The 23,228-nt window shown below is 60.1% G+C and carries 20 protein-coding genes and 2 riboswitches; of the genes, 10 read left to right on the top strand and 10 right to left on the bottom strand.

Features of this window, described 5'->3' with window-relative positions; translation table 11 throughout:
* The first annotated feature begins 9 nt into the window (after positions 1-9).
* The 6 genes from NDJ10_RS06225 (at position 10) to NDJ10_RS06200 (ending at position 6,821) form a co-directional block, all read left to right on the top strand.
* Positions 10-321: a hypothetical protein gene (locus NDJ10_RS06225; RefSeq protein ID WP_296160343.1), complete on the top strand. Its 312-nt coding sequence runs from the start codon at positions 10-12 to the stop codon at positions 319-321.
* Entirely contained in the window at positions 314-2,752 is a 2,439-nt protein-coding gene (locus tag NDJ10_RS06220; protein ID WP_296160342.1) for a DUF3987 domain-containing protein, read from the top strand. Before NDJ10_RS06225 ends, NDJ10_RS06220 begins: the two co-directional genes overlap by 8 nt.
* A 125-nt stretch (positions 2,753-2,877) precedes the next feature.
* Entirely contained in the window at positions 2,878-3,306 is a 429-nt protein-coding gene (locus NDJ10_RS06215; protein WP_296160341.1) for a hypothetical protein, read from the top strand.
* A gap of 12 nt (positions 3,307-3,318) precedes the next feature.
* Positions 3,319-3,534: a hypothetical protein gene (locus tag NDJ10_RS06210; RefSeq protein WP_296160340.1), complete on the top strand. Its 216-nt coding sequence runs from the start codon at positions 3,319-3,321 to the stop codon at positions 3,532-3,534.
* Positions 3,535-4,332: 798 nt separating this feature from the next.
* Complete coding sequence (dinG, locus tag NDJ10_RS06205; RefSeq protein WP_296160339.1) at positions 4,333-6,462, top strand: ATP-dependent DNA helicase DinG; 2,130 nt, start codon at positions 4,333-4,335, stop codon at positions 6,460-6,462.
* Between the two features lie 41 nt (positions 6,463-6,503).
* Positions 6,504-6,821 (top strand): hypothetical protein, encoded by a 318-nt coding sequence (locus NDJ10_RS06200; RefSeq protein ID WP_296160338.1) that lies wholly within the window; start codon positions 6,504-6,506, stop codon positions 6,819-6,821.
* 2 nt (positions 6,822-6,823) lie between these two features.
* On the opposite strand, the gene NDJ10_RS06195 is transcribed toward NDJ10_RS06200, so the two are convergent.
* From NDJ10_RS06195 to NDJ10_RS06185, 3 genes are all read right to left on the bottom strand, one after another.
* A complete protein-coding gene (locus NDJ10_RS06195; protein ID WP_296160337.1) occupies positions 6,824-7,399 on the bottom strand; it encodes a C40 family peptidase in 576 nt (191 codons plus the stop codon).
* A 75-nt stretch (positions 7,400-7,474) separates the two neighbouring features.
* Positions 7,475-7,939, bottom strand: coding sequence for a (2Fe-2S)-binding protein (locus NDJ10_RS06190; protein WP_296160336.1), 465 nt, complete (start codon positions 7,937-7,939; stop codon positions 7,475-7,477).
* 35 nt (positions 7,940-7,974) lie between these two features.
* Positions 7,975-10,245 carry a xanthine dehydrogenase family protein molybdopterin-binding subunit gene (locus NDJ10_RS06185; protein WP_296160335.1) on the bottom strand — a complete coding sequence of 757 codons (2,271 nt, stop codon included), beginning with the start codon at positions 10,243-10,245 and terminating at the stop codon, positions 7,975-7,977.
* Between the two features lie 217 nt (positions 10,246-10,462).
* Between NDJ10_RS06185 and NDJ10_RS06180 the strand changes: the two genes are divergently transcribed.
* Both NDJ10_RS06180 and NDJ10_RS06175 read left to right on the top strand, forming a co-directional pair.
* Complete coding sequence (locus NDJ10_RS06180) at positions 10,463-11,065, top strand: isochorismatase family protein (RefSeq protein ID WP_296160334.1); 603 nt, start codon at positions 10,463-10,465, stop codon at positions 11,063-11,065.
* A gap of 70 nt (positions 11,066-11,135) precedes the next feature.
* Entirely contained in the window at positions 11,136-11,969 is an 834-nt protein-coding gene (locus tag NDJ10_RS06175; RefSeq protein ID WP_296160333.1) for an undecaprenyl-diphosphate phosphatase, read from the top strand.
* A gap of 27 nt (positions 11,970-11,996) precedes the next feature.
* Here NDJ10_RS06175 and NDJ10_RS06170 read toward each other — a convergent pair whose 3' ends face one another.
* Entirely contained in the window at positions 11,997-12,824 is an 828-nt protein-coding gene (locus tag NDJ10_RS06170; RefSeq protein ID WP_296160332.1) for a proteasome-type protease, read from the bottom strand.
* Between the two features lie 396 nt (positions 12,825-13,220).
* Here NDJ10_RS06170 and NDJ10_RS06165 point away from each other — a divergent pair, with 396 nt between their 5' ends.
* Entirely contained in the window at positions 13,221-14,375 is a 1,155-nt protein-coding gene (locus NDJ10_RS06165; RefSeq protein ID WP_296160331.1) for a DUF4382 domain-containing protein, read from the top strand.
* A 41-nt stretch (positions 14,376-14,416) separates the two neighbouring features.
* Here NDJ10_RS06165 and gcvP read toward each other — a convergent pair whose 3' ends face one another.
* From gcvP to NDJ10_RS06140, 5 genes are all read right to left on the bottom strand, one after another.
* Positions 14,417-17,299: an aminomethyl-transferring glycine dehydrogenase gene (gene gcvP, locus NDJ10_RS06160; protein ID WP_296160330.1), complete on the bottom strand. Its 2,883-nt coding sequence runs from the start codon at positions 17,297-17,299 to the stop codon at positions 14,417-14,419.
* Between the two features lie 14 nt (positions 17,300-17,313).
* The gene (gene gcvH / locus NDJ10_RS06155) at positions 17,314-17,688 is read right to left on the bottom strand and encodes a glycine cleavage system protein GcvH (RefSeq protein ID WP_296160329.1); all 375 of its coding nucleotides are present in this window, start codon (positions 17,686-17,688) and stop codon (positions 17,314-17,316) included.
* Between the two features lie 52 nt (positions 17,689-17,740).
* Positions 17,741-18,886: a glycine cleavage system aminomethyltransferase GcvT gene (gcvT, locus tag NDJ10_RS06150; RefSeq protein ID WP_296160328.1), complete on the bottom strand. Its 1,146-nt coding sequence runs from the start codon at positions 18,884-18,886 to the stop codon at positions 17,741-17,743.
* Between the two features lie 64 nt (positions 18,887-18,950).
* Positions 18,951-19,083, bottom strand: a riboswitch (glycine riboswitch).
* A 21-nt stretch (positions 19,084-19,104) separates the two neighbouring features.
* Positions 19,105-19,209: riboswitch (glycine riboswitch) on the bottom strand.
* 113 nt (positions 19,210-19,322) lie between these two features.
* On the bottom strand, positions 19,323-20,327 hold the full coding sequence (locus NDJ10_RS06145; protein WP_296160327.1) for an alpha/beta hydrolase: 1,005 nt from the start codon (positions 20,325-20,327) through the stop codon (positions 19,323-19,325).
* Between the two features lie 83 nt (positions 20,328-20,410).
* Positions 20,411-22,165 carry a phosphoethanolamine--lipid A transferase gene (locus tag NDJ10_RS06140; RefSeq protein ID WP_296160325.1) on the bottom strand — a complete coding sequence of 585 codons (1,755 nt, stop codon included), beginning with the start codon at positions 22,163-22,165 and terminating at the stop codon, positions 20,411-20,413.
* A gap of 96 nt (positions 22,166-22,261) precedes the next feature.
* Here NDJ10_RS06140 and NDJ10_RS06135 point away from each other — a divergent pair, with 96 nt between their 5' ends.
* The gene (locus NDJ10_RS06135; RefSeq protein ID WP_296160324.1) at positions 22,262-23,083 is read left to right on the top strand and encodes a phosphatase PAP2 family protein; all 822 of its coding nucleotides are present in this window, start codon (positions 22,262-22,264) and stop codon (positions 23,081-23,083) included.
* Between the two features lies 1 nt (position 23,084).
* On the opposite strand, the gene NDJ10_RS06130 is transcribed toward NDJ10_RS06135, so the two are convergent.
* The coding region (locus NDJ10_RS06130) for a 4Fe-4S dicluster domain-containing protein (RefSeq protein ID WP_296160468.1) at positions 23,085-23,228 on the bottom strand (144 nt) is incomplete at its 5' end.

Here is a 23,228-nt window from a genome sequence, read left to right as displayed (position 1 = left end):
TGAACCGCCATGTTCACTACCAACAACGGCGGCGCGCCGGGAGTAAACACGCCCATTGAAAAGGCCGCTGGCGCTATCAACACCAACGGCCTGCACACTGACACCAACAGCGCAGATTTTCGCAGCCACGGGGCCGTTAATCAAGCCCATGACGGCAAAGCCATTGCCAACCAAATAGCACGGCTGGCGCTAGCTGGCCATGCAGTCCACAAAGGCCAGAGCGGTGACTACCTGGTGAGCAAATACGGCATGTCCCGGTACTGTCAGGACTTCGCAGAGCTTCAAGCCTTCGCGGTGAAATTGGGGGTGAATCATGAATGACGTGATTGACCAATTCAGGCAGGCCATTGCAGCGGCGGGACTAACACCACCGGACACGATCATTGATGACGGCGTGATCCACCGATTCAGCACCAACGGCAGGCCGCGGGATGATTCAGGCTGGTATTGCCTGCACAGTGACGGCATAGCGGCTGGCAGCTTCGGTGGCTGGCGCGAAGGCTTTACGCAAAGCTGGTGCAGCAAGTCAGACACGGCCATGACCGAAGCAGAGCGACAGGCGAACCGTGAGCGCGTACAGGCGATGCAGCGCCAGCGTGAAGCAGAACAGGTGCAGCGCCAGCAACAGGCCGCGCATGATGCTGCAAAGCGCTGGACGGCCGCAAAGCTCTGCACCCAGCATGATTACCTGACTCGCAAAGGCATCAAACCCCACGGCGTGAAGATCGAGGGCGATAACCTGCTGATCCCCATGCGCACCACGGCTGGCACGATTTACAGTTTGCAGACCATTGCACCGGACAGCAGCAAACTATTTATGCCCGGCGGCAGGGTGAAGGGCTGTTACTTTTCAATTGGAAAACCTGCTGGCAGCGTGATCGTTTGCGAAGGCTTCGCTACTGGCGCAAGCATTCATGAAGCCACGGGCAGCGCGGTGGCGGTGGCCTTCAACGCTGGCAACCTAGACGCGGTGGCAACAGCTTTGCGCGAGAAGTACCCGGCGCTGAAAATCATCATTGCGGCGGACGATGACCACCTGACGGCAGGCAATCCGGGCATGACCAAAGCACGGGCGGCAGCGCTGGCAGTGGGTGGCTATTTGGCAATACCGGAGTTTTTCGGATACGACAGGCCAGACAGTGCGACCGACTTCAACGACCTGCACCAACTGGCAGGACTGGACGCGGTGAAGGCGTGCATTGATCGGGCCGAACTGGTGACAGCGCCAGCAAGCACCCCAACGGGCAGCGCGGACGCATGGCCAGACCCCACGCCACTGCCAGACGCATTGCCCCCGGTTGATCCCTTTGACGCGGAGCTATTGCCCGTGGCCTTGCGTGCCTGGGTGATGGATATTGCCCACCGGATGCAATGCCCGGCAGACTTTCCCGCGGTGGCGGCGCTGGTGGCCTTGTCTAGTTTGATCGGGGCGCGTGCAGTGATCCAGCCAAAAGCTAAGGACGATTGGCAGGTAGTCCCGAACCTTTGGGGCGCGGTAGTGGGCAGGCCGGGCGTTAAGAAGTCCCCGGCGCTGGGGGAAACATTGAAGCCACTTAACCGACTACAGGCGGCAGAGTTTGAACTGTGGCAGGCAGCGCATGAAGCATGGGAACTGGACTGCAAAGTCACGGCCATGCAGGACGATGCCAACGAGAAAAAAGCCAAGGGCATAGCATCCAAAGACCCGGCGGCAGCGCGGCAGCTACTGGCACCACTGGACACCCCGGCAGAGCCAATGGCGCGGCGCTATATCGTCAACGATGCAACGGTGGCAAAGCTGGGCGAACTGATGCAGCAAACCCAATGGGGAACCTTGTCCTATCGTGATGAGCTTTACGGGCTATTGACTGGATTGGACAAGCAAGGGGAAGAAGGATCGAGGGCGTTCTACCTGCAAAGCTATGACGGCAATCAGGGCTACACCTTTGACCGGATCGGGCGTGGCACTGTTCATATCCCCCGTGTTTGCCTTGCGATGATCGGCGGCATACAACCGGGCAGGATTCAGGAATATGTCCGCGGCGCGGTGGCTGGTGGCAGTGCTGATGATGGTTTATTGCAGCGCTTTGGCCTGACGGTATGGCCAGACGTGACGGGCGATTTTGTTCATATTGACCAATGGCCAGACACCCCGGCAAAGCAAACCGCATGGGCCGTGTTTGAGCGGCTGGCGCTGCTACAACCTGCCAGTGACACCGACCCCGTGATCTGGCGATTCAGTCCCAACGCGCAAGACTTGTTTGTTGAATGGCTGGTTCCCTTCGAGACTGAAATCCGCGGCGATGACCTGCACCCGGCGATGGTGTCGCACTTGTCCAAATACAGAAAACTGATCCCGGCGCTGGCGCTGGTGTTTGCCTTGATTGACACACCGGACAGCGGGGGCGTGATTCATGAGGCTGAATTGATCCGGGCGCTGGCAATGGGTGACTATCTGCGCACCCATGCCAACAGGCTTTATGCGGCGGCGGTGATCCCTGAAACCACGGGCGCGGAAACGCTGCTGTTCAAGATCAAAACCGGAAAGCTGGCAGACAGTGACGGCGTGATCCTAGACAACTTCACACCGCGGCAGGTGGCGGTAAAGCATTGGGCCGGACTGACCACACCGGAGGCAGTACGCAAGGCAGCGGACGTGCTGACAGATTACGACTGGTTACGCAGGGACATAGTGCAGGCTGGCGCGACAGGTGGCAGACCGAGCGACCGCTATCTGATTAACCCGGCGCTGCTGAAAGGTGGCGCGGTATGACGTGGCTATCAAGGCTGAAAAAAATCAGCACGCACGCTGAAACGGACGCTACGAAAGCTACGAAACCTATCAATGACGATGAAACAGGGGGTTTTGTAGGTTTTGTAGCGCCCATATTGGCACCCATGCAGAAAATCAAGGGTGATCCCGCGGCAGCAAATGACCCGGCACCCCCACCGGATACGGTGGCCATTCACGACCCTGACCGCTGGTGCTGGCCACATTCCACGGCCATGACGGGCAGCGAAATCGACACCTTCACGGCACGGCTGGCGCGTTTCACCGACAAGGGACTGATCCAGATTGACGCTGAATCACTGGCTGACAAACTGGTGCAGCGTGATCGTGACTCAGACGACCGGGCGCTATGCCTGGAATGCACGCACCTGACAGGCTACGGCGTGACAAGCTGGCGCTGTGGCAACTGGCAGGCCGCAAAGGTGGCACACCGGGCGCGTGATAACCAGTTGCCTGCTGATCTGGTGCAGCAACTCCAACGCTGTGACGGATTCAGGGAGTCAGTTATCAAAAGCCAAACCAAATCAATCAGTTAAGGACTTTTCACCATGACCAAAAGCGAACGAACTCGAATTGACTACATGCCCGGCAGTGCTGCACTTGAGGCGCTGGCATTGGCGGCGGCAATGTTCCCTGACGCAAGGCCACAAGCGCTGATTGACAGGCTGGTGATTACGGGCCTATGTGCACTGCGATGGAAAGCGCCAGCACTTTACGGCGCTGATCGTGACAAGTGGCAGTTGTCCAAAGACATTCGGCCCTAATCCCGGCCGCGGCATAGTATTTCACCGTTATTTAATGGCAGGTTTCCCGGAAAGCCTGCTGTTATCTCCCTGTTACAAGGCAGTTTTCCCCGGCCGCGTGCTGCTACTTTTGGCCACTTTACTGACGTTTTCCCGGCTGAATGGCAGGAGGCTATCAAAAGTCACGATGACCAAATGCGCGCGCGCGAGGCAATTGACACCGCGGCACGACCCACCAAAGAGAAAAGGTACTCCCAAGGCATACTCAGCCACGGGTGCGCAGAGGCGCGAGATTCGACAGTTTTCCACGATCTATAGATTGTTGTTTATATAAGCAATGCATGGGCAGGGGGCCTTGAATGTCTGGCACTTACCAAGGCCGGAAACCACACCGTATCTCATGCAGAGAATAAATCCCCGTTTTCAAGACATTCAAATCAATCAGCAAATCGCAGCGCACGCGAGGCGACAATGCAGAGCTGGTTAGTCTGGCGGCGTAGCAAATCAGCCACGGCATGAAAAATACTTTTGCCCATTCAAGATCAAAAACACCGTGCCTGAAATCGGGCTGGTTTGATGGGTATCGAAGGCAAGAGCGGGGAACAAAACGGGGAACGAAATGACATTTTCAAAAGTAAAACATAGCATTCATGCGGCTTACAGCCTATCTTTAGAGCGCTTTCACACGACCATGATTTAAAGGCTTGAAAAGCATCAGCTTTCCAATCCTTTTTTACTTTCCGCTATGCCCTTTGCATCAATGTTCAAGTTGTTCTTGCGGGTGCTTGATTGAATGATCCTGATTTGAGCGCCTTCGCCATGGCGGCATTTGACCGCGTGGTGGCTGCCACGCCCGGGTTTCGTGCACGTAGCGGCCAGCGCGAGATGGCGCAGCGCATTGCCAGCAGCTTGCACGGTGTGACGCTGGGCGACCAGGACAATCCGCAGAGTGCGGTCACCGTGATCCAGGCCGGCACCGGCGTCGGCAAGTCGGCTGCGTATTTGTCGACCACCGTGGCGCTGGCCCTGGCGCGCAAGACGCGGGTGGTGGTGTCGACCGCCACCGTGGCGCTGCAAGAGCAATTGATGACCAAAGACCTGCCGGCGCTGGCGGCCGTGATTGACACGCCCTTTGTCTACGCCCTGGCCAAGGGCCGCGGGCGCTATGTCTGCAAGCTCAAGCTGGAACGCCTGGCGGGGCATGTCGGGGAAGACGCGGCAGAGTTGTTTGAAGGCGACGACGAGCCGACTGCAGCACAGGTTCCCGGTACGTTCAAACCCAACCGGGGCGTGGTATGGCAGGATCCGATGGAGCGGCGTCTGGCCTTGTACGAAACGCTGGCCTCAAGCCTGAGCACAGGCCAATGGGACGGCGACCGCGACAGTCTGGCCGAGCAGCCCGAGGCACGTGACTGGTCGACCGTGGCCGCCGAGCGCCACACCTGCACGGCACGCTATTGCCCGCGGTTTTCCACCTGCAGTTACTACCAGGCCCGCATGCAATTGGCGCAGGCGCAGGTGATCGTGGCCAACCACGACCTGGTACTGGCGTCGCTGGGCATGAAGGCGCTGCCGGATCTGGACAACTGTCTGGTGGTGTTCGACGAGGGGCACCATTTGCCAGCCGTCGCATTGGACCAGTTTTCCAGCGCCATGGACCTGACCGGCCTGCGCTGGCTCGACAAGCTGCCCAAGACCCTGGTCGAGGTGGCCGACAACATGGGGCTTGTGCTGGCGCAGGATGTCAGCACGTTGGCGCAGCAGCTCAAGACCGCGCTGTTGGACGCGGGCAGGCTGGCGCTGGAGCTGGTGCGTGGCCTGTCGACCGGTTATGACGCGGTCTACCGTTTCAAGGATGGCCTCGTGCCAGAGGCCGTGCTGGAGCCCTTCAAGCTCATCCATGGCCACGCTGCGGCATTGTCTGATGCGCTGGAGGCCCTGGGTGCAGAGCTGAAAGCACGTGCCAAGGAAGATCCGTCGCAGGCCGCCAACTGCTCGGTGCAATACGCCAGGCTGGGCCAGATGGCACCCAAGCTCAGCAGCGTGGTGAGTACCAGCGCGCAGTGGCTTAGCAGTGATGAGCCGCCGCTGGCCAAATGGCTCAAGTCAGACACCAGCTCTGGCCTGGTTTCGATCAGCGCGCACGCCTGCCCGATCGTGCCCGGCGACCTGCTGCGCCGACACCTCTGGCAGCAGGTACGCGGCGCCGTGGTGACGTCGGCTTCGCTCACCACCTGCGGCAGCTTTGACTTTTTTCTCGGCGAGACCGGGTTGGCCGATTTGCCGCAGGTGAACACGCTGGCGGTGGAAAGCCCGTTCGATTACCGCGCCCAGGGTCAGCTGGTGGTGGCCGACACCGCTGCCGACCCGAAGCAAGTTGACCTCTACACCACCCAGATGGTGGCCGCCTTGCTGGCAGACCTGCGCGCGGTGTCGCATGGCGCTTTGGTGCTGTTTACCTCGCGCGTGCAAATGCAGGTGGCGGTGAATGCATTGGATGCGAGTTTGCTGGAACTTGTGCTGGTACAGGGGCAAATGGCGCGCGGTCGTTTGCTCGGCATCCACCAGGCTCGGGTAGAGTCAGGGCGCGCCTCGGTCATTTTCGGGCTGCAATCGTTTGGCGAGGGGCTGGATTTGCCGGGATTGCTGTGCGAAACGGTGTTCATTGCCAAGCTGCCGTTCAGTCCGCCCTCGGATCCGGTTGAAGAGGCGCGTGCCGAATGGCTCAAACGTTCCGGACGTGACCCGTTTTCAGAGCTGGTGGTGCCAGCCACCGGCATCAAGCTGCTGCAGTGGACCGGCCGGGCGATCCGCTCCGAAACCGACCTGGCCCGTGTCATTTGTTACGACAAGCGCCTGCTGAGCACCGGCTACGGCCGCCGCATGCTGCAAGGCCTGCCTCCCTATGCGGTTTCAAGACGCGCGCCAGAGACGGTTTTGGTCGTTTGATGCGATGATGACAGCATGGATTGTGTTCAAGGAATCGATGGGTGAATAACTTTGTAAAGCAAGTGATGCGCTGGATATTGCGTCTGGGATTGTTGGCGGCAGCGCTGATTTTCATGGCCAGTTTGCTGTTTGCCGCCAGCCTGGTGCTCATGCTGTGGCTGCTGCGGGCCTTGTGGGCCAAGCTGACTGGCCGACCGGTGCAGCCCTGGGTTTTCAGGATGAACCGGGCCGACCTGTGGCAACGGGCTTACCGGTCCACAACGCCTGGCGCCAGCCGAAACCAAATGCCGATGGATGTGATTGATGCCGAGGTGACCGAGGTCACGGATGTCTCCGACGTCAGCGAAAAACGCCGCTGAACTCAGCGCTGGGCCGGGTCTGCCGTGGCTGCCCCGAGGATGGCGTTGCCATTTCCGGCCGTAGTGACGCGTCGCGCGCCGTCAAAACGATGGCTCCAATAGGAAATCCCCATGTTTTCCACGCGTACCTGGGCGCCGGGTTTGGGTGAATGGATGAATTTGCCGTCACCGATGTAAATACCCACATGGCTGAAGGCGCGGCGCAGCGTGTTGAAGAATACCAGGTCGCCCGGCTGCAGTTCAGAGCGGTCAATTTGCTGGGTGGCTGCAGCCTGTTGTTCGGCCTTGCGCGGCAGGATCAGGCCCACGGTCTGTTCGTACATGGCTTTGACAAAACCACTGCAATCGAAACCGGTTTCCGCGTTGTTGCCGCCCCGCTGGTAGGGCACACCCAGGAAGCCCAGCGCGTTGACCACCAGGTCTGACGCCTTGCTGGTGACTTTCTGGCGCATCTGGTCCATTTGCGACAACAAGCCCTTGTCACTTAAAAAACGGCTCATGTCATCAGGCGCGTCAGCCGGCGCAGCATAGGCACTGGCGGCAACTAGCAAGGAGGTTATGAGGAGGGCGATGCGCATCGGCGTAGTTTACACACTTTATTGAGCGCAATTGGATGCTTGAAGAATCTCGTAAGCCATTGATTTAAATAATATTCAAGTCTGTATGATGGTTTTTGCCGCCTGATGAATGGCCGCCCGAACCCTCGGGTAGGTGCCGCAGCGGCACAGGTTGCCGCTCATGGCTTCGTCAATGTCGGAATCCGTGGGTTGGGGCTTGTCTTTCAGCAAGGCGGCGGCGCTCATGAGCTGACCGCTCTGGCAGTAACCGCATTGCACCACGTCCAGATCGATCCAGGCTTGGCGCAAGGCATCGGCTTGTGGGCCGTGCAGGCCTTCGATGGTGGTGATTTCACCTGTGCCTACAGCGGCCAGCGGCGTCACGCAGGCGCGCACCGGTTCGCCATTCAGATGCACCGTGCAAGTTCCGCACAGCGCCATGCCGCAGCCGAATTTGGTGCCATTGGTGTGCAGTTCGCCACGCAAGACCCACAGCAGCGGGGTCTCGGGTTCGGCCGCGACGTCGATGGTTTTACCGTTGAGTCTGATGCGTAGGGTCATGGTGGATTTCCTGGTTGGCGGCTGGGCAAGCAGTCTCAGGCCAGTTTGAGGGGCAGGGCGCGCAGGCGTTTTCCCGTCAGGGCAAACACAGCGTTGGCCACGGCCGGTGCAATCGGTGGCGTGCCGGGCTCGCCGACGCCTTCGGGCGGCTCGGTGCTGGTCATGATGTGGCTCTCGATGACAGGGCATTCGTCCATGCGCAGCATCGGGTAATCGTGAAAATTGCTTTGTTGCACCTGGCCACTCTTGATGGTGATCTCACCGTAGAGCGCCGCAGACAGACCAAACACAATGGCGCTCTCCAGCTGTTGCCGGATCAGATTGGGGTTGACAGCAAAGCCGCAGTCGATCACGCACCAGACCTTGTGCACCCGGATTTTCTGGCTGGCATCCACCGAGACCTCGGCCACCTGCGCCACCACCGAACCGAAGGATTGGTGCAGCGCCACACCCCGGGCACGCGGCAAGGCGCCCGGTGCGGGCTTGAAAGTGTGGCCCCAATCCGACATGACGGCGACCTGTTGCAGGACCTTGAGATGGCGTGGATGTTTTTGCAGCAGGGTAGCCCGAAACGCCACCGGGTCCTGGCCCGCAGCCAGCGCCACCTCATCCATGAAGCATTCCTTGAAAAACGCCTGGTGCGAATGGCCTACCGAGCGCCAGAAGCCCACCGGTACGCCGAGCTCCACCATTTCATGGGCAATGCGGGCGTTGGGCCACTCGTAGGCTTGGTCAAAGGCACCTTCGGCGGCAGTTTTGTCGGGTCCGGCCGATGGCAGCCTGAACAGGCGCTTCAGCATTTGCGGCACGATGGCCTGGCTGGTCGAGGTATTTTTCCAGGCACTGAGTGCACCTTGGGCATCGAACCCTGCCGTGAAGCGTGAGACGCAGGCCGGCCGGTAAAAGTCGTGCGTGATGTCCTGTTCCCGGCTCCAGAAGGTTTGCACCGGCGCACCGCCGGCCTCTTTGGCGATCGCGGCGGCCTGGCCGATAAAGTCGACGTCGAGCCGGCGGCCGAAACCACCACCCAGAAACTGCACTTGCACCGTGACCTTGTCGCTGGCAATGCCCAGCGCCCTGGCGGCGGCGGCGCGCGCCAGTCCGGGCACCTGGGTTGATGCCCAGACCGTAGCGACGCCGTCCCTGAATTGCACCGTGCAGTTCATCGGCTCCATCGGCGTGTGGGCGAGGTAGGGCACCAGGTAGTCGGCCGTGATGGTTTTGCTGGCCGCGGCCAGAGCTGTGTTGACATCACCATGCCGGTAATAGGCCCAGCCATCCTGTTGATCCAGCGTTTGCGCCAGTTGCACCATGACAGCGGCACTGTCGAGTGTGGCGTTGGGGCCGTGCTCCCAGTCGACCCGCACCTGAGCCAGCGCCAGGCTGGCGTGGTATGGGGTGTCGGCCACCACCGCCACGCCACCGGTGCTGCCGTGGTAGGCGTCGAGCTTGAGCACCTGGCGCACGCCGGGCAGCTTGAGCGCTGCATCACCCTGAAAACCGGCTACGCGACCGCCCAGCGTGGGGCACATGCTGACGCTGGCGTACAGCAGGCCATGCGGCAGCACGTCCATGCCAAAAACGGCCGAGCCATCTAGCTTGGAGGCCGCCTCCAGGCGGCGTCTGGGGTGGCCGATCAGGGTGAATTGGGCCGGGCTCTTCAGCTTGGGGTCTTGCGGCAAAGGCAGCTGGCTGGCGGCCCGGGCCAATTCGCCAAAGCTGGCGGACTGGCCACTGGGGTGGGTGACGCGCCCAAGCGCTGCCGTGCATTCGGTGGCTGGCAGTTGCCATTGGCGGGAGGCGGCCTCGATCAGCATGGCACGGGCCGAGGCACCGGCTTCGCGCATGGGCAGCCAGAGGTCCTTGATGCTGGAGGAGCCGCCGGTCATCATCACGCCAAATTCACGCATCAGCTTGGCGGTGAGCCACTGCGCGGTGATTTTGAGCGCGCTGTCGTCATCCGGGTGAAACGGCAGACCATCGACCACGGCGCTGAGGTTGTTGTAGATGGCGTCAACCGGCGAGTGCTCCACCCGCACCCGGGCCCAGTCGGCATCGAGCTCTTCCGCCAGCAGCATGGCCAGGCCGGTGTGCACGCCTTGCCCCATCTCCGACTTGGCCATCATTACCGTCACACTGCTGTCCAAGCCAATCTTGACCCAGCCATTGAAGGCGTTTTGTCCTGGCCCGGTGGACAGCGCCTGCGAGCCCGTCAGGCGCTGGCGCACCGGCATCAGCGACCAGCCCACCACCAAGGCACCAGTGGCAGCGACGGTGCCGAGTAACCAGTTTCTACGTGTGAGCATGCTTGAATTTCAGGGAGGTGAAAGCCGTCATGCTACCGCGGAACCCATGGAGGTCTGGTCGAGCCCGGCATGACAAGACGGCGTTGCCATGGCAGACTTGATCTGCAGTGCATGCGTTCGAACGTCCTTGAGGCAGGATCGGCTGTGGCACGACAAAACCGGGGTCAAGCTGCGGTTTAATCCGGGATTGTCCTTCTTATATTTTTGAAAGCCCGCCATGCTGCTTGACGTTGAACTTTCCCAATTGGTGCTGGTTGATTACCAGACCCGCCTGATGCCTGCCATTTTCGAAGCGCCACTGGTTCTGGCCAATGCCATGCGCCTGGCGCAGGCGGCCCAATGGATGCAGGTGCCGGTGTGGGGCACCGAGCAGAACCCGTCCAAGCTCGGCGGAAACCCGCCTGAACTGCGCGCCCTGTGCCAGCGCACGCTGGCCAAGATGCAGTTCAGTGGTGTCGAAGAAGGCCTGGGCGAGTGGCTGCGCCCGCCGGTGAAGGCACCGGCAGGCAACGCGCGCAGCCTGCCCAAGCACCTGCAAAAACCTTCCAACACGCCCACCGAGCGCAGCAGCATCGTGATCGCCGGCTGCGAGGCCCACGTGTGCCTGATGCAGACCGCGCTGCATTTGCTCGAAGACGAGTTTGAGGTCTGGGTGGTGACCGACGCCTGCAGCTCGCGCACCGAACGCAACCGCGACGCCGCCTTTGACCGCCTGGCCGGCGCCGGGGCCGAACTGGTGACCACGGAAATGGTGGCTTTCGAGTGGTTGCGCAGCGCCGAAGTGCCGCAGTTCAAGGCAGTGCACGCCTTGATCAAGTAAGGCCAGTCGCCAGCCCTCAGCAGCGCGGTGCAGGCAGCGATAATCTGCCGCTTGTTGTAAGGGAGCTTGCGTGGATATTGTTTTGCTGATCAAGGCCGCCATCATGGGCGTGGTGGAGGGGTTGACCGAGTTTTTGCCGATTTCGAGCACCGGGCACCTGATTTTGGCCGGCGCCTTGCTGGGTTTTGACGACGACAAGGCCAAGGTGTTCGACATTGCCATCCAGACTGGTGCCATTTTTGCCGTGATCCTGGTCTACTGGCAAAAAATTCGTGACACCGTGGTGTCCCTGCCGTCTGAGAAGCAGGCGCAGCGCTTTGCCTTGAACGTGCTGATTGCATTCTTTCCTGCGGTCATTTTGGGTCTGCTCTACGGCAAGGCCATCAAGGCGCATCTGTTCACGCCGGTGGTGGTGGCCAGCATGTTCATCATTGGTGGTTTCATCATCCTCTGGGCCGAACGGCGCCAGCAAAAAAATCCGGCAGTGACGCGCATTCATGACGTGGACGCCATGACGGCCATGGACGCGCTCAAAGTGGGGCTGGCGCAGTGCACGGCCATGATTCCGGGCATGAGCCGTAGCGGCGCCACCATCATCGGCGGCATGCTGCTGGGCCTGAGCCGCAAGGCCGCCACGGACTTTTCCTTTTACCTGGCCATCCCGACACTGATCGGCGCCGGCGCCTACAGTCTGGTCAAGGACCGTGCCTTGCTGTCCATGGCGGACGCCCCGATGTTTGTCGTCGGACTGGTGATGTCCTTTTTGAGCGCCTGGTTGTGCATTCGCTGGTTGCTGAGTTTTATCTCAACGCACAGCTTCGTTGGCTTTGCCTACTACCGCATTGTGTTTGGCATCGTGGTGCTGGCCACCGCCTGGACCGGCACTGTCAACTGGACAGCTTGACGATCAGCTGAGGGCAGCCCAAGGGTGTCAGATTAACTTTTCCTGCGGAGAAGTGATTTTCTTCAGGGCCTGGTTGCGGCTGGCGGGCTGCATCAGCGGCACGCTGGTTTGCTCGCCGTTCCACATCGGGTCTTCGATGCTGTCAAACACCTCGCGCAGTTTGGCGCCCCAGCTGTTGTGCATCATCTTGAAGTAGGGGTTGTGCTCGTCAATGCAGACCACTTTGTCAGTCTGGAACTGGTTGACTTCGTACACCACCATGTCCAGCGGCAGGCCGACCGACAGGTTGGATTTGAGGGTGGAATCCATCGACACCAGCGCGCATTTGGCGGCCTCATCCAGCGGCGTGTGCGGGGTGATGACGCGGTCCAGCACGGGCTTGCCGTACTTGGATTCACCCACTTGGAAATACGGGGTTTCGGGCGTGGCCTCGATGAAGTTGCCGGCCGAATAGACCTGGAACAGGCGCATGCCTTCACCCTTGATCTGGCCGCCAAAAATCAGTGAGACATTGAAATCGACACCGGCCAGCTTGAGCGCGGCGGCGTCGCGCTCATAGACATGGCGAATGGCCGAACCGAGCACCCGCGCCGCGTCGAACATGCTTTTGGCGTTCCAGATCGTGATGCCCTCGTCCTCGTCGCGGTCCTTGAGTTTTTCCACTTGCAAAATCTCGCGCACCGACTGCGAGATGCTCAGGTTGCCCGCCGACAGCAGCACCATGAAGCGGTCGTCGGGCTTTTCATAAACGATCATTTTGCGAAAGGTGCTGATCTGGTCCAGGCCCGCGTTGGTGCGGGAATCGGACAGAAAAACCAGTCCGGCGTTGAGTTTGATGGCGACGCAATATGTCATGGGTACAGGTTTGAAATGAATGGGGCTAGTTTAATGGCCAGCACACCTGGAAGCAGTCTCAAGAACTTTCCCGAAGTCGGAATCATGGAGAAACATGTTGTTTCAATTCCGGGTCTTTTGACTATTGCCTGGCCACATATGCCAGTGCCAGAATGAAAACGCTTGTAGCAGATTGCTGCGTTGTGAGGGGTGATGCATCGCAGTAAGTGTGAACTGGCGCACAGACCAGCTTCGATTTGAAGTGCATTGTGCAAGCTCATGAGGCCTGTGATGACCTGCAAGCCTGATGAATACCGGCTGCACATCGCTTGGGTGGACAGTCTGCAAAGTCACTTTTAAAGGATGAACGAAATGAAAAGTATGAATCCATTTTCCTGGTCCAAATCACGGGCATTCATGACAACATCGGTGCTGGCGGCCTTGGTCGCCGGTTGCGGCGGGGGCGGTGGCGCAAGTGCGCCGGGCACGCTTGGGGTGTCCCTGACCGATGCACCCGCCTGCGGCTTTGATGAAGTGAACGTGACCGTCAACAAAGTGCGTGTCCATCAAAGCAGCACGGCCTCCGAGAGTGAGGGTGGCTGGACCGACATCACCCTCAACCCGGCACGCAAGATCAATTTGCTCGATTTGAACAATGGTGTGCTGGAGCCGCTTGGCGAGACTCCCTTGGCGGCAGGTCACTACACGCAACTGCGTCTGGTTTTGGACCGAAACACGTCAAACGCACTTGCCAACTCGGTGGTCCCGACGGGTGGCGTTGAGACCGCACTCGTGACCCCCAGTGCGGTGCAAAGCGGCATCAAGCTGGTCAACGAGTTCGACGTGGTTTCCGGCCAGCGGGTTGACCTGGTGATGGACTTCGACGCCTGCAAGTCGATCGTGAAGCGCGCCAACGGTGATTACGCGCTGAAACCCGTGATCAAGGTCGTCCCCTTTGTGCTCAATGGTATCAACGGTTTCATCGACCCGGCCATGCTGGGCAGCGGCGTCATGGTGACGGCGCAGCAGAATGGCGTGGTTGTTCAGACCACGGCTCCCAACATGAGCACCGGTGAATTCTTCTTGGCGCGCCTTCCAGCGGGTAGCTACGATGTTGTTCTGACCGCCAATGGCCGTTCCACGGCGGTCATTGCCGGTGTGCTGGTCGAAACTGAAACCAGCATAGTTCCGCTGAGCACCACGGACACGCGGATCACGATGCCGACTTCATTGATGGGCACGGTGAGTGGCACGGCCGTGTTGACTCCGGTCAGCACCACTGAAATGGCCTACGTGGCTGCGAAACAAACTTTTGGTGCCGCACCCACCGTGACGGTGAAGTCGGTCGCGGCTGATGATTTGAATGGTGGTGCCTACAGCCTGAGCTTGCCCATTGGCGAACCCATGCTTGGTCAATTTGGCAGCGGCATTTTGCCGATTGCTCTGGCGATGCAAGTGGGCATGGCGGGCAAGTACAGCGTGGCAGCGTCTGCGACCGGTTACCAACCCCAATCGGTCAGCAAGGACATTTCAGTGACAAATGCAACGCAGGACTTTGTGTTAGTGCCTTGAGTGATCAGGACAGGGGCGATAAACGCCCCTGTGCCATTCTCTCAATTCAAGTCGGTGACCGGAACACACGAGCAAAACAGGTGGCGGTCGCCATGGACGTTGTCGATGCGCCCCACCGGCACCCAGTACTTGGAAGATTTAAGGCTGGGCAGTGGAAACGCAGCCAGTTCCCTGGAGTAAGGCCGGTCCCAGGTTTCAGCCAGCAGCGTCGCCGCCGTGTGTGGTGCATGGCTCAGCGGGTTGTTGCCCTTTGGCCAGACGCCTTGCTCGACTTTGGCAATCTCTTCGCGGATGGCGATCATGGCGTTGATGAAGCGGTCGAGCTCATCGAGCGTTTCGCTTTCGGTGGGCTCCACCATGAGTGTGCCGGGTACCGGAAAGCTCAGCGTGGGCGCATGGAAACCGTAGTCCATCAGGCGCTTGGTCACGTCTTCGGCGGTCACGCCGTGGACACCGCCACTGCTTTCCTTCAAGGGCCGCAAATCCAGAATGCACTCGTGCGCGACGCGGCCGGGTTTGCCGTCTTCAGAAGCGCTGGTGTAGAGCGTGGGGTAGTGGTCCTTCAGGCGAACGCTGATGTAGTTGGCACTCAAAATGGCGACCTCGGTCGCGGCCTTCAGGCCTTCCGCGCCCATCATGCGGCAGTACATCCAGCTGATCGGCAGCACGGCTGCATTGCCCAAAGGCGCTGCTGACACGGCACCGACGCCCGCGCCGGGCAAGTAGGGCACCAGGTCGGCCACCACGCACACGGGGCCGACACCGGGGCCGCCGCCGCCGTGCGGGATGCAAAAGGTCTTGTGCAGGTTCAGATGGCTCACGTCGCCGCCAAAGGCACCGGGCGCAGCCAGGCCGACCAGCGCGTTCATGTTGGCACCGTCCACATAGACCCGCCCGCCGTGGCTGTGCACCAGCGCGCACAGTTCCTTGACGCTGGTCTCGAACACGCCGTGGGTGCTGGGGTAGGTGATCATGATGGCAGCGAGGTTGGCGCTGTGCTGTTCGCACTTGGCCTGGAGGTCGGCCATGTCGACATTGCCGTTGGCGTCGCAGGCCGTCACCACCACCTTCATGCCCACCATGGTGGCGCTGGCGGGGTTGGTGCCGTGCGCGCTGCTCGGGATCAGGCATATGTTGCGGTGGCCCTCGCCGCGCGCTTCATGGTAGCCCCGGATGGCCATCATGCCGGCGTATTCGCCCTGGCTGCCTGCGTTGGGTTGCAGGCTGATGCCGGCGTAACCGGTGGCTTCGCAAAGCCAGGCGCGCAGTTGCTCGTCGAGTTCGGCGTAGCCCGCGCGCTGGTCTTCGGGGCAATAGGGGTGGATGTTGGCAAACTCGGGCCAGGTGATCGGGATCATCTCGCTGGCGGCGTTGAGCTTCATGGTGCAGCTGCCCAGCGGGATCATGGTGCGGTCCAGCGCCAGATCAAAATCGGACAGGCGGCGAATGTAGCGCAGCATGCCGGTCTCGGAGTGGTGGGTGTTGAACACCGGGTGCGTCAGGTAACTGCTGTTGCGTAACAGGGCGGCGGGTAGCAGGGTGGCCGTGTTTTGTTCGAAATCAACGACCTGGGGCAGGGTCTGACCCGGTTTGGCAAAGAAGCTCCAGAGCTGTGCCACGTCGGCGCGTGTGGTGGTCTCATCGAGCGACACGCTCAGTGTCTGGCTGGATGCCAGGCGCAGGTTGGCACCGGCGGTGAGCGCCTTGGCGGCTATCGATGCGGTGGCGTCGCCCGTGTTCACGGTGAGCGTCTCAAACGCGCTGGCATTGGTGATGGCAAAACCCAGGCTCTTCAGACCCGCAGCCAGCACGGCGGTCAAGGTGGCCACGCGTTGTGCGATGCGCTTGAGGCCAGCCGGGCCGTGGTAAACCGCGTACATGCTGGCAATCACTGCCGGCAGTACTTGTGCGGTGCAGATGTTGGAGGTGGCTTTTTCGCGGCGGATGTGCTGTTCGCGCGTTTGCAGTGCCAGCCGGTAGGCAGGTTTGCCGTGGCTGTCGACACTGACGCCCACCAGGCGGCCGGGCATGGTGCGTTTGTGTTCGTCGCGGCAGGCCATGTAGGCGGCGTGCGGGCCGCCGTTGCCCATGGGCATGCCGAAGCGCTGGGTGGTGCCCACGGCAATGTCGGCGCCAAGCTCACCGGGGGCGGTGAGCAGCGTGAGCGCCAGCAGGTCGGCCGCCATGATGACGATGCCACCCCGGGCCTTGATGGCCGTTATCAGGCCGCGGTCATCGCGTACCACACCGCTGGTGCCGGGGTATTGCAGCAGCACGGCAAAACTGTCTTGCGCCAAGTCGTCGCTGGTATGGCAGACCTTGACGCTGATGCCCAGCGGCTCGGCGCGGGTCTGGATCACAGCCAGGGTTTGCGGCAGCACCTCGGCATCGACCAGGAACGTGGTCGATTTGGATTTGCTGGCACGCAGCGCCATGGTCATGGCTTCGGCGGCGGCGGTGGCTTCGTCGAGCATCGAGGCATTGGCCATGGGCATGCCGGTCAGGTCCATCACCATGGTCTGGAAATTGACCAGCGCCTCCATGCGGCCCTGGCTGATTTCGGCCTGGTAGGGCGTGTAGGCGGTGTACCAGGCCGGGTTTTCCAGGATGTTGCGCAGGATCACGCCGGGCGTGTGGGTTCCGTAATAGCCCTGGCCGATGTAGCTTTTGAGCACCTTGTTTTTGCCCGCCATGGCCTTGAGTTCGGCCAGTGCGGCGGCCTCGGTGATGGGTGCGGGGATGGCCATAGGCTGGCTGCGGGCGATGCTGCGCGGCACGATGTCATCAATGAGCGCAGCGCGCGACGCCGCCGCCACGGTTTTAAGCATGAGAGCTTCGTCAGCGGCACCGATGCCGATGTGGCGTGCAATGAATTCAGACGCGTTTTCAAGTTCGCCCAAAGGCGAAAGAGCAATGGGAGTCATGGTGGGCGGCCTGCTCAGTGTGCGTCGGCGGCAAAGGCGGTGTAGCTGGTCTCGTCCATGAAGGTATCCAGGTCGGCCGGGTTGGCCAGTTTGAACCTGAAGAACCAGCCCGCGCCCAGTGGGTCGGAATTGGCCAGCGAGGGGTCGTCGCGCAGGGCTTCGTTGACTTCGGTCACTTCGCCATTGGCCGGCATGTAGACGTCAGCGGCGGCCTTGACGGACTCGACGACAGCAGCCGGGTCTTTGTGCGCATAGGTTTTGCCTACTTCGGGCAGGTCCACAAACACCACATCGCCCAAGGCGTCTTGTGCGTGGTGGGTGATGCCGACGGTGCCGATGTCGCCGTCAATCTTGATCCATTCGTGGTCGGGGGTGTATTTGATGGTCATGGTGATTCTCTGAAAATTTGAATAAAAAGTGGGGAAGGGACTGGAAAAGGCATTAACCGCGGAAATAGTTGGTCGGCACAAAGGGCATGGCCACCACTTCCATCTGGACCGGCTTACCGCGCACCATGGCGTTGACTTGGCTGCCCAGGGTGGCCAGGGCAGGCGGTACATAGCCCATGGCGATGGGCTGGTCGATGCTGGGGCCGAGCAGGCCGCTGGTGACTTCGCCGATGCGCTCGCCAGCCAGATTTTGCAGCTCAATATGCTCTCGCACCGGAATACGCGCCAGCGCTTTCAGGCCAACCCGCTTGCGTGTCACCGAACCTGTTTCGCCCCCCAGTTGCGCCAGAATTTTGTCTGCGCCCGGGAAGCCACCCGCGCGTGCACCACCGGCGCGGCGCACCTTCTGGATCGCCCATTGCAGGCCGGCTTCAACCGGCGTGGTAGTGGTGTCAACGTCGTTGCCATAAAGCGGCAGGCCGGCTTCCAGTCGCAGTGAATTGCGCGCACCCAGGCCAATTGGCTTGACTTCAGGCTGTGCCAGCAGCGCCTTGGCCAATGCCAGCGCGTCGGATTCATGGACCGAGATCTCGAACCCGTCCTCACCGGTGTAGCCGCTGCGCGTCAGGTACACGTCAATGGCCCGGTCACCCGTCTGCACGCTGAAGTGGCCGCCGGTCATGAAGACCAGCTTTTCCACCCCAGGGGCGAGCCGCGACAAGGCGTTCACGGCCTGCGGGCCTTGCAGCGCCAGCAGGGCGCGCTCAGGGCTCGGGATGACCTGGCAACGGCCGCCAATTCGGGCCTGGATGTGCGCGATGTCGCCCACCTTGCAAGCGCCGTTGACGATGACAAAGATGTCCGTGCCACGGTTGACGAACATCAGGTCGTCGATGATGCCGCCTGCGTCATTGAGCAGCAGGCCGTAGCGCTGCCTGCCCACGCCCAGGTCGATCACGTCGACCGGAATCAGGCTCTCAAAAGCCGCAGCGGCATCCGGCCCCACCAGCCGCAACTGGCCCATGTGCGAGACATCGAACAAGCCGGCCGCGCTGCGCGTGTGTTTGTGCTCGGCCATCAGGCCGTCGGGGTATTGCACCGGCATGCTGTAGCCGGCAAACGGCACCATGCGGGCGTCCAAAGCAAGATGCAGGTCGTTGAGCGGGACTTTCAGAAGATCGTCAGGTGAGGCGGACATCAAGACTCCAATAGAGCAGGGGGCAAATCAAATTCCATGACCTGACGCCGCGTCAATGCCATGGGCTGCCCCCGCTGTCCGCTTTACCTGAGAGATTCGCCAAAACCAGTTGCGCAAGGCGCCGGGTTTGGGTTGCTCCTTCGGTGGATCGGCCCTGGCGCATACGCCAAGGCTGACCTCTCTCCAGTGGGGAGACGTCAAAAAGTCTGGCGACTTCGTGACGGTTGTCAGTCCTTTTGCCTGAGCGTTCAAATTGCTGCAATCAGCAACTCTGCGCCTTCGGCGGCCACCTCGATGGGTTGGCTCTCTCCTGAACGGTATAAATTCTACAGGCTCGGACACAAATCGGGATTTATGTCAAAGTTGTTGCCTTGACGACCTTCCCACAAAAACCTGAAAACAACAATGCTGGCAAGGTGCGCTGCGCAGCCAGCACTTAACCGACAGCTGATCCATGGTACGGCGCAATGGATTGGGTTGCACCCATTCGGACCAGCCAATTCAACAATTTGTTGAACACCTTTTCCCTTATCTGTGGGGCCGACAGGACCAGATCATGCACGCCGTTTGCAATTGCCAGCCGTTCAACCTGACGCCCCAGGCCGGGCGCTAGGCGTTGCATGTCTGCAATATCCAGAACAATGTCGGTGCTCATGGTTTCTTCGCTCCAGCGCTTCGGCCAGGTACTGCGCTGTGCGTGCATCACCAAAACAGGGCAATCAATGGACAGCCCCTGTGCGACTTCTGCGTGCGCCCGGTGCATGGCGCGAAACCAACCGGCATAAACGGGAAATCCTTCGATGGGCTTCCACTGGGTGTTGTAGCGCCAGGCACCATGATGATCCGCATGCAGACTTTCACCGTAAACAACCACATGATGCGGGATCTGCCAGTGTGGCAACACGCTTCCAAGCGACGCGACCAAAGGTTCCAGCAGCAATTCCTGCCACCAAGGCAGGTTCATGTCCAGGAACGGGCTATTCAGAAACACGGCTTGTACAGCCGCGCGATGTTGCCCACGGTGCGCGTACAGGGCTGCCACCAGACCCCCGGTGGAATGACCGTTGAGAAGCAGCCAGTCCACACCCTCTTGCCCTTGCAGAAAATTGACAGCGGCATCGACATCCTGCAGATACTCATCGATATCGCTGGTGTAGTTCGGCAGTTGATGGGCGCGCATGGATCGTCCGTGGCGACGAAGGTCTACGGCATAAAAATCCAATCCTGCCTTGTTGTAGAAATCTGCCAGATGGGTTTGAAAGAAGTAGTCTACATAGCCGTGGACATAAAGGACCGCCTTGCCAGACGGTTTGAGGCTGCGTCTGCGAACCAGCACCACCGCGACAGGACCATCTGATGCAAGCAGCCCTGACAGGGTAGCCTGCTCGAAGCCGGGCAGTACATCTGGCGCCCAGGACGTCCATTCAATTTCATGATTCATAGCAAAACCCGCAAGTCAGCAGGCCAGCTGCTGTCGTAGTTACCCAACCATACCATTTCTCGGCCGACGACTCGGCACAGTCGCTATCCGTGGCTGGGTTTAGGTGCAGTGTCAACGGTTGTGTTCAGGGGTTTTGCCGCGTACTCTGACACGTTGGGTCGTCCGGTGGTGGCCTGAGCCTGCTGCTGACCTGATGGGCATGCTGAAAAAACGTCCAGTTGCGGTTTGTACAAGCGGGTCTGCACATGCGCCAGCGACAGCATGGAGCTAAACAGGTTGTCATGTGTAACCGGTTGGCTGGCTTGCGCAAGCCAGCATGATTTATCCCAGCCCAGATGATTGAGCATGGGTGAGGAGAACCACACGGCCATCGGCACATTGGTTTGTTCTTTGGGTGCCATGGCATAGGGCATGCCATGCAGGTACAAGCCTTTTTCCCCCAGTGACTCACCGTGGTCAGAGACATACACCAGCGCGGTCGGGCGTTTTTGGGTCTTGAGCCAAGCCACGGTCTGGCCTAAAAAGTGGTCCGAATAACGTACCGAGTTGTCGTAGGCATTGACGATTTCCTGGCCGGAACATTCTTGCAGTACATTGCTGCGGCATTCAGGGGTAAACACCTTGAATTCGGTGGGTGCTCGCTTGTAATACGCCGGCCCGTGGCTGCCCATCTGGTGCATCACGACCACCGTGCCGCGCGCACGTCGAGCAGGCTCCAGCTGGCCCAGGCGTTCGGGCAGTACGCGCAGCATTGCTTCGTCGAAACATTCGCCGTCAGGGCACAACGCGGGGTCCTTGAGTTCGCGGGTATCGGCGTGAGGTACCCGATCACAGACGCCTTTGCAGCCGGATTGGTTGTCCAGCCACAACACAGCCATGCCCGCGTGTTGCAGGACGTCGAGCAAATTCTCAAAACGCGCTTCGGTTTTTCCATAGGCATCGTGTCCCAGGTCAGAGAACATACAAGGCAACGACACTTGGGTGTTGGTTCCGCAGGAAGAGACATTTGAAAAATACACCAACTCGCCACCGTCTTGCAGTTGCTTGAGGCGTGGCGTGGTGTCTCGGGCATACCCTGCCAGACCCACGTTGGCGGCCCGCGCCGTCTCGCCCACGACCAGCACGATCAAGGGCGATTTGTCAGCGTCACTGGCACTGCCTAGCAGGGCCGCATCCTCGCCAATGGGTTGAATGAGTTGGCTTGCATGCGCCGACTTACCCACCACCAGACGCGTTGTGGCATAAACCGTATTGAAGGGATTGACCATGTAGCGCAAGGATTTGTGGTTACGCATGGTTGAGGCCAGGTCCTGGAACGACAACCACACCACCACCAGCATGACCAGGGTGGCCACCACGGCCAGACTGATTTGCTTGACCACGAGGGCTCTGGCAGGAACCTGCTGCACCGGTTGTTTCCACCACCACCAACCAGGCAGCAGAACGCCCAGCATGACCACCGTCAGCATCGACCACGATAACAGATCGCGCACTTCCCGTGCATCGGTCTGAACCGCATTGGTCAGCATGCTTGGGTCGATAACCACGCCATAGGTGTACATGAAATAGCTGTTGCATGCTGCGACCAGAAGCAAAACAAGTCCGACCGGTTTGCGCCACCGCGGCCAGACCACCAGGCTTAGAAATACCACGGTAGTGGCCAACACCACGACGCCAAAACCTGCGATGCCAAGCCAGGCCCTGGGGGTGTGCGATTCGGGCAAGCCCAGCAGCGCAAGCCACAGCGGCGCATTGCCAATGGTGCTCAGCCAAAGCGCCAAAATCAGCGACATGGCAACAGGGTGTAACGGACGGTGAGAAGCAAGCGAGAGGGTCATCACAATGAGCGCCGGTAAAAATACAGCCGCGATTGTTGAAGCCTTGTATTAACCCAGCATTAACTCAAACTTGCCCATAATCCTGCCACCAGGTTCATGGCAAAGCTGCCCCGAAAAACCAAGACCCGTTCAGCACACATGCACAACAGACCCACCCGCCTATCAGCTTTTGATTTGGCACTTTCTCTGCGTCTGGCGTTTTTCACGGTGGGTAGTCTGGTGGGGCTGCTGATCTGGGATTTTTCCGGGTTGGACCTGACCGTGATGCACTGGCTTGCTAATGAACAGGGTTTTGCTTTGCGAAACAACTGGTGGCTGGGGGAAATACTGCACACCCGCAGCAGGCAACTGGCTTTTGCGGTTTTTCTGGCACTGACGGCCATGATCTGGTGGCCAGCCGGGTTGTTTCGCATCCTGCCCCGTTGGCAGCACATTGAAATCCCGGTCGGCATCGGACTGTGCTTGGTGACGATCAGCACTCTGAAGCACTTCAGTTTGACCAGCTGTCCGTGGGATTTGCAGGATTTTGGGGGCAAGGCCTGGTATGTGTCACATTGGCGTTGGGGCCTCAGCGATGGTGGTGCCGGGCATTGCTTTCCTGGTGGTCATGTCGCCTCAGCTTTCGCCTTCATCGCCCTTTCCTTGCCGTGGCTGTCGTCGAGCCACACAACCATGCGCCGGCGTGGCCGGTTGATGTTGTTCGTTGTTCTTTTACTGGGTCTGGTTTTCGGCCTGACACAAACCGTGCGCGGCGCGCACTATCCCAGCCACACCCTATGGACGGGTTGGATTTGCTGGCTCCTTGCTTTGGCTAACCACCTGGTGTTTGGGTGGCTTACCCAAAAAAGAGAATGCCTTGATCCATCAACGCAGGCCAGTCCCAGCCTATCTCCTGGCCGCGACAGCCAGGAGCGGTAACTCACATTCCCGCGTAATTGGGCCCACCGCCACCCTCTGGGGTGACCCAGACGATGTTCTGCGTCGGGTCCTTGATATCGCAGGTCTTGCAATGCACGCAATTGGCCGCGTTGATCTGCAGGCGGTCCGTGTTGTCGTCGTTTTT

It is taken from the genome of Rhodoferax sp. (assembly GCF_023700745.1).
GTDB lineage: Bacteria > Pseudomonadota > Gammaproteobacteria > Burkholderiales > Burkholderiaceae_C > Rhodoferax.
This window is presented reverse-complemented; position numbering and strand designations above follow the sequence as displayed.

What these genes read in the sequence shown, in the direction of transcription:
- NDJ10_RS06225 (WP_296160343.1), top strand. Translation starts at nt 10, where the DNA reads ATGTTCACTACCAACAACGGCGGCGCGCCGGGAGTAAACACGCCCATT.
- NDJ10_RS06220 (WP_296160342.1), top strand. Translation starts at nt 314, where the DNA reads ATGAATGACGTGATTGACCAATTCAGGCAGGCCATTGCAGCGGCGGGA.
- NDJ10_RS06215 (WP_296160341.1), top strand. Translation starts at nt 2,878, where the DNA reads ATGCAGAAAATCAAGGGTGATCCCGCGGCAGCAAATGACCCGGCACCC.
- NDJ10_RS06210 (WP_296160340.1), top strand. Translation starts at nt 3,319, where the DNA reads ATGACCAAAAGCGAACGAACTCGAATTGACTACATGCCCGGCAGTGCT.
- dinG (WP_296160339.1), top strand. Translation starts at nt 4,333, where the DNA reads ATGGCGGCATTTGACCGCGTGGTGGCTGCCACGCCCGGGTTTCGTGCA.
- NDJ10_RS06195 (WP_296160337.1), bottom strand. Translation starts at nt 7,399, where the DNA reads ATGCGCATCGCCCTCCTCATAACCTCCTTGCTAGTTGCCGCCAGTGCC.
- NDJ10_RS06190 (WP_296160336.1), bottom strand. Translation starts at nt 7,939, where the DNA reads ATGACCCTACGCATCAGACTCAACGGTAAAACCATCGACGTCGCGGCC.
- NDJ10_RS06185 (WP_296160335.1), bottom strand. Translation starts at nt 10,245, where the DNA reads ATGCTCACACGTAGAAACTGGTTACTCGGCACCGTCGCTGCCACTGGT.
- NDJ10_RS06180 (WP_296160334.1), top strand. Translation starts at nt 10,463, where the DNA reads ATGCTGCTTGACGTTGAACTTTCCCAATTGGTGCTGGTTGATTACCAG.
- NDJ10_RS06170 (WP_296160332.1), bottom strand. Translation starts at nt 12,824, where the DNA reads ATGACATATTGCGTCGCCATCAAACTCAACGCCGGACTGGTTTTTCTG.
- NDJ10_RS06165 (WP_296160331.1), top strand. Translation starts at nt 13,221, where the DNA reads ATGACAACATCGGTGCTGGCGGCCTTGGTCGCCGGTTGCGGCGGGGGC.
- gcvP (WP_296160330.1), bottom strand. Translation starts at nt 17,299, where the DNA reads ATGACTCCCATTGCTCTTTCGCCTTTGGGCGAACTTGAAAACGCGTCT.
- gcvH (WP_296160329.1), bottom strand. Translation starts at nt 17,688, where the DNA reads ATGACCATCAAATACACCCCCGACCACGAATGGATCAAGATTGACGGC.
- gcvT (WP_296160328.1), bottom strand. Translation starts at nt 18,886, where the DNA reads ATGTCCGCCTCACCTGACGATCTTCTGAAAGTCCCGCTCAACGACCTG.
- NDJ10_RS06145 (WP_296160327.1), bottom strand. Translation starts at nt 20,327, where the DNA reads ATGAATCATGAAATTGAATGGACGTCCTGGGCGCCAGATGTACTGCCC.
- NDJ10_RS06140 (WP_296160325.1), bottom strand. Translation starts at nt 22,165, where the DNA reads ATGACCCTCTCGCTTGCTTCTCACCGTCCGTTACACCCTGTTGCCATG.
- NDJ10_RS06135 (WP_296160324.1), top strand. Translation starts at nt 22,262, where the DNA reads ATGGCAAAGCTGCCCCGAAAAACCAAGACCCGTTCAGCACACATGCAC.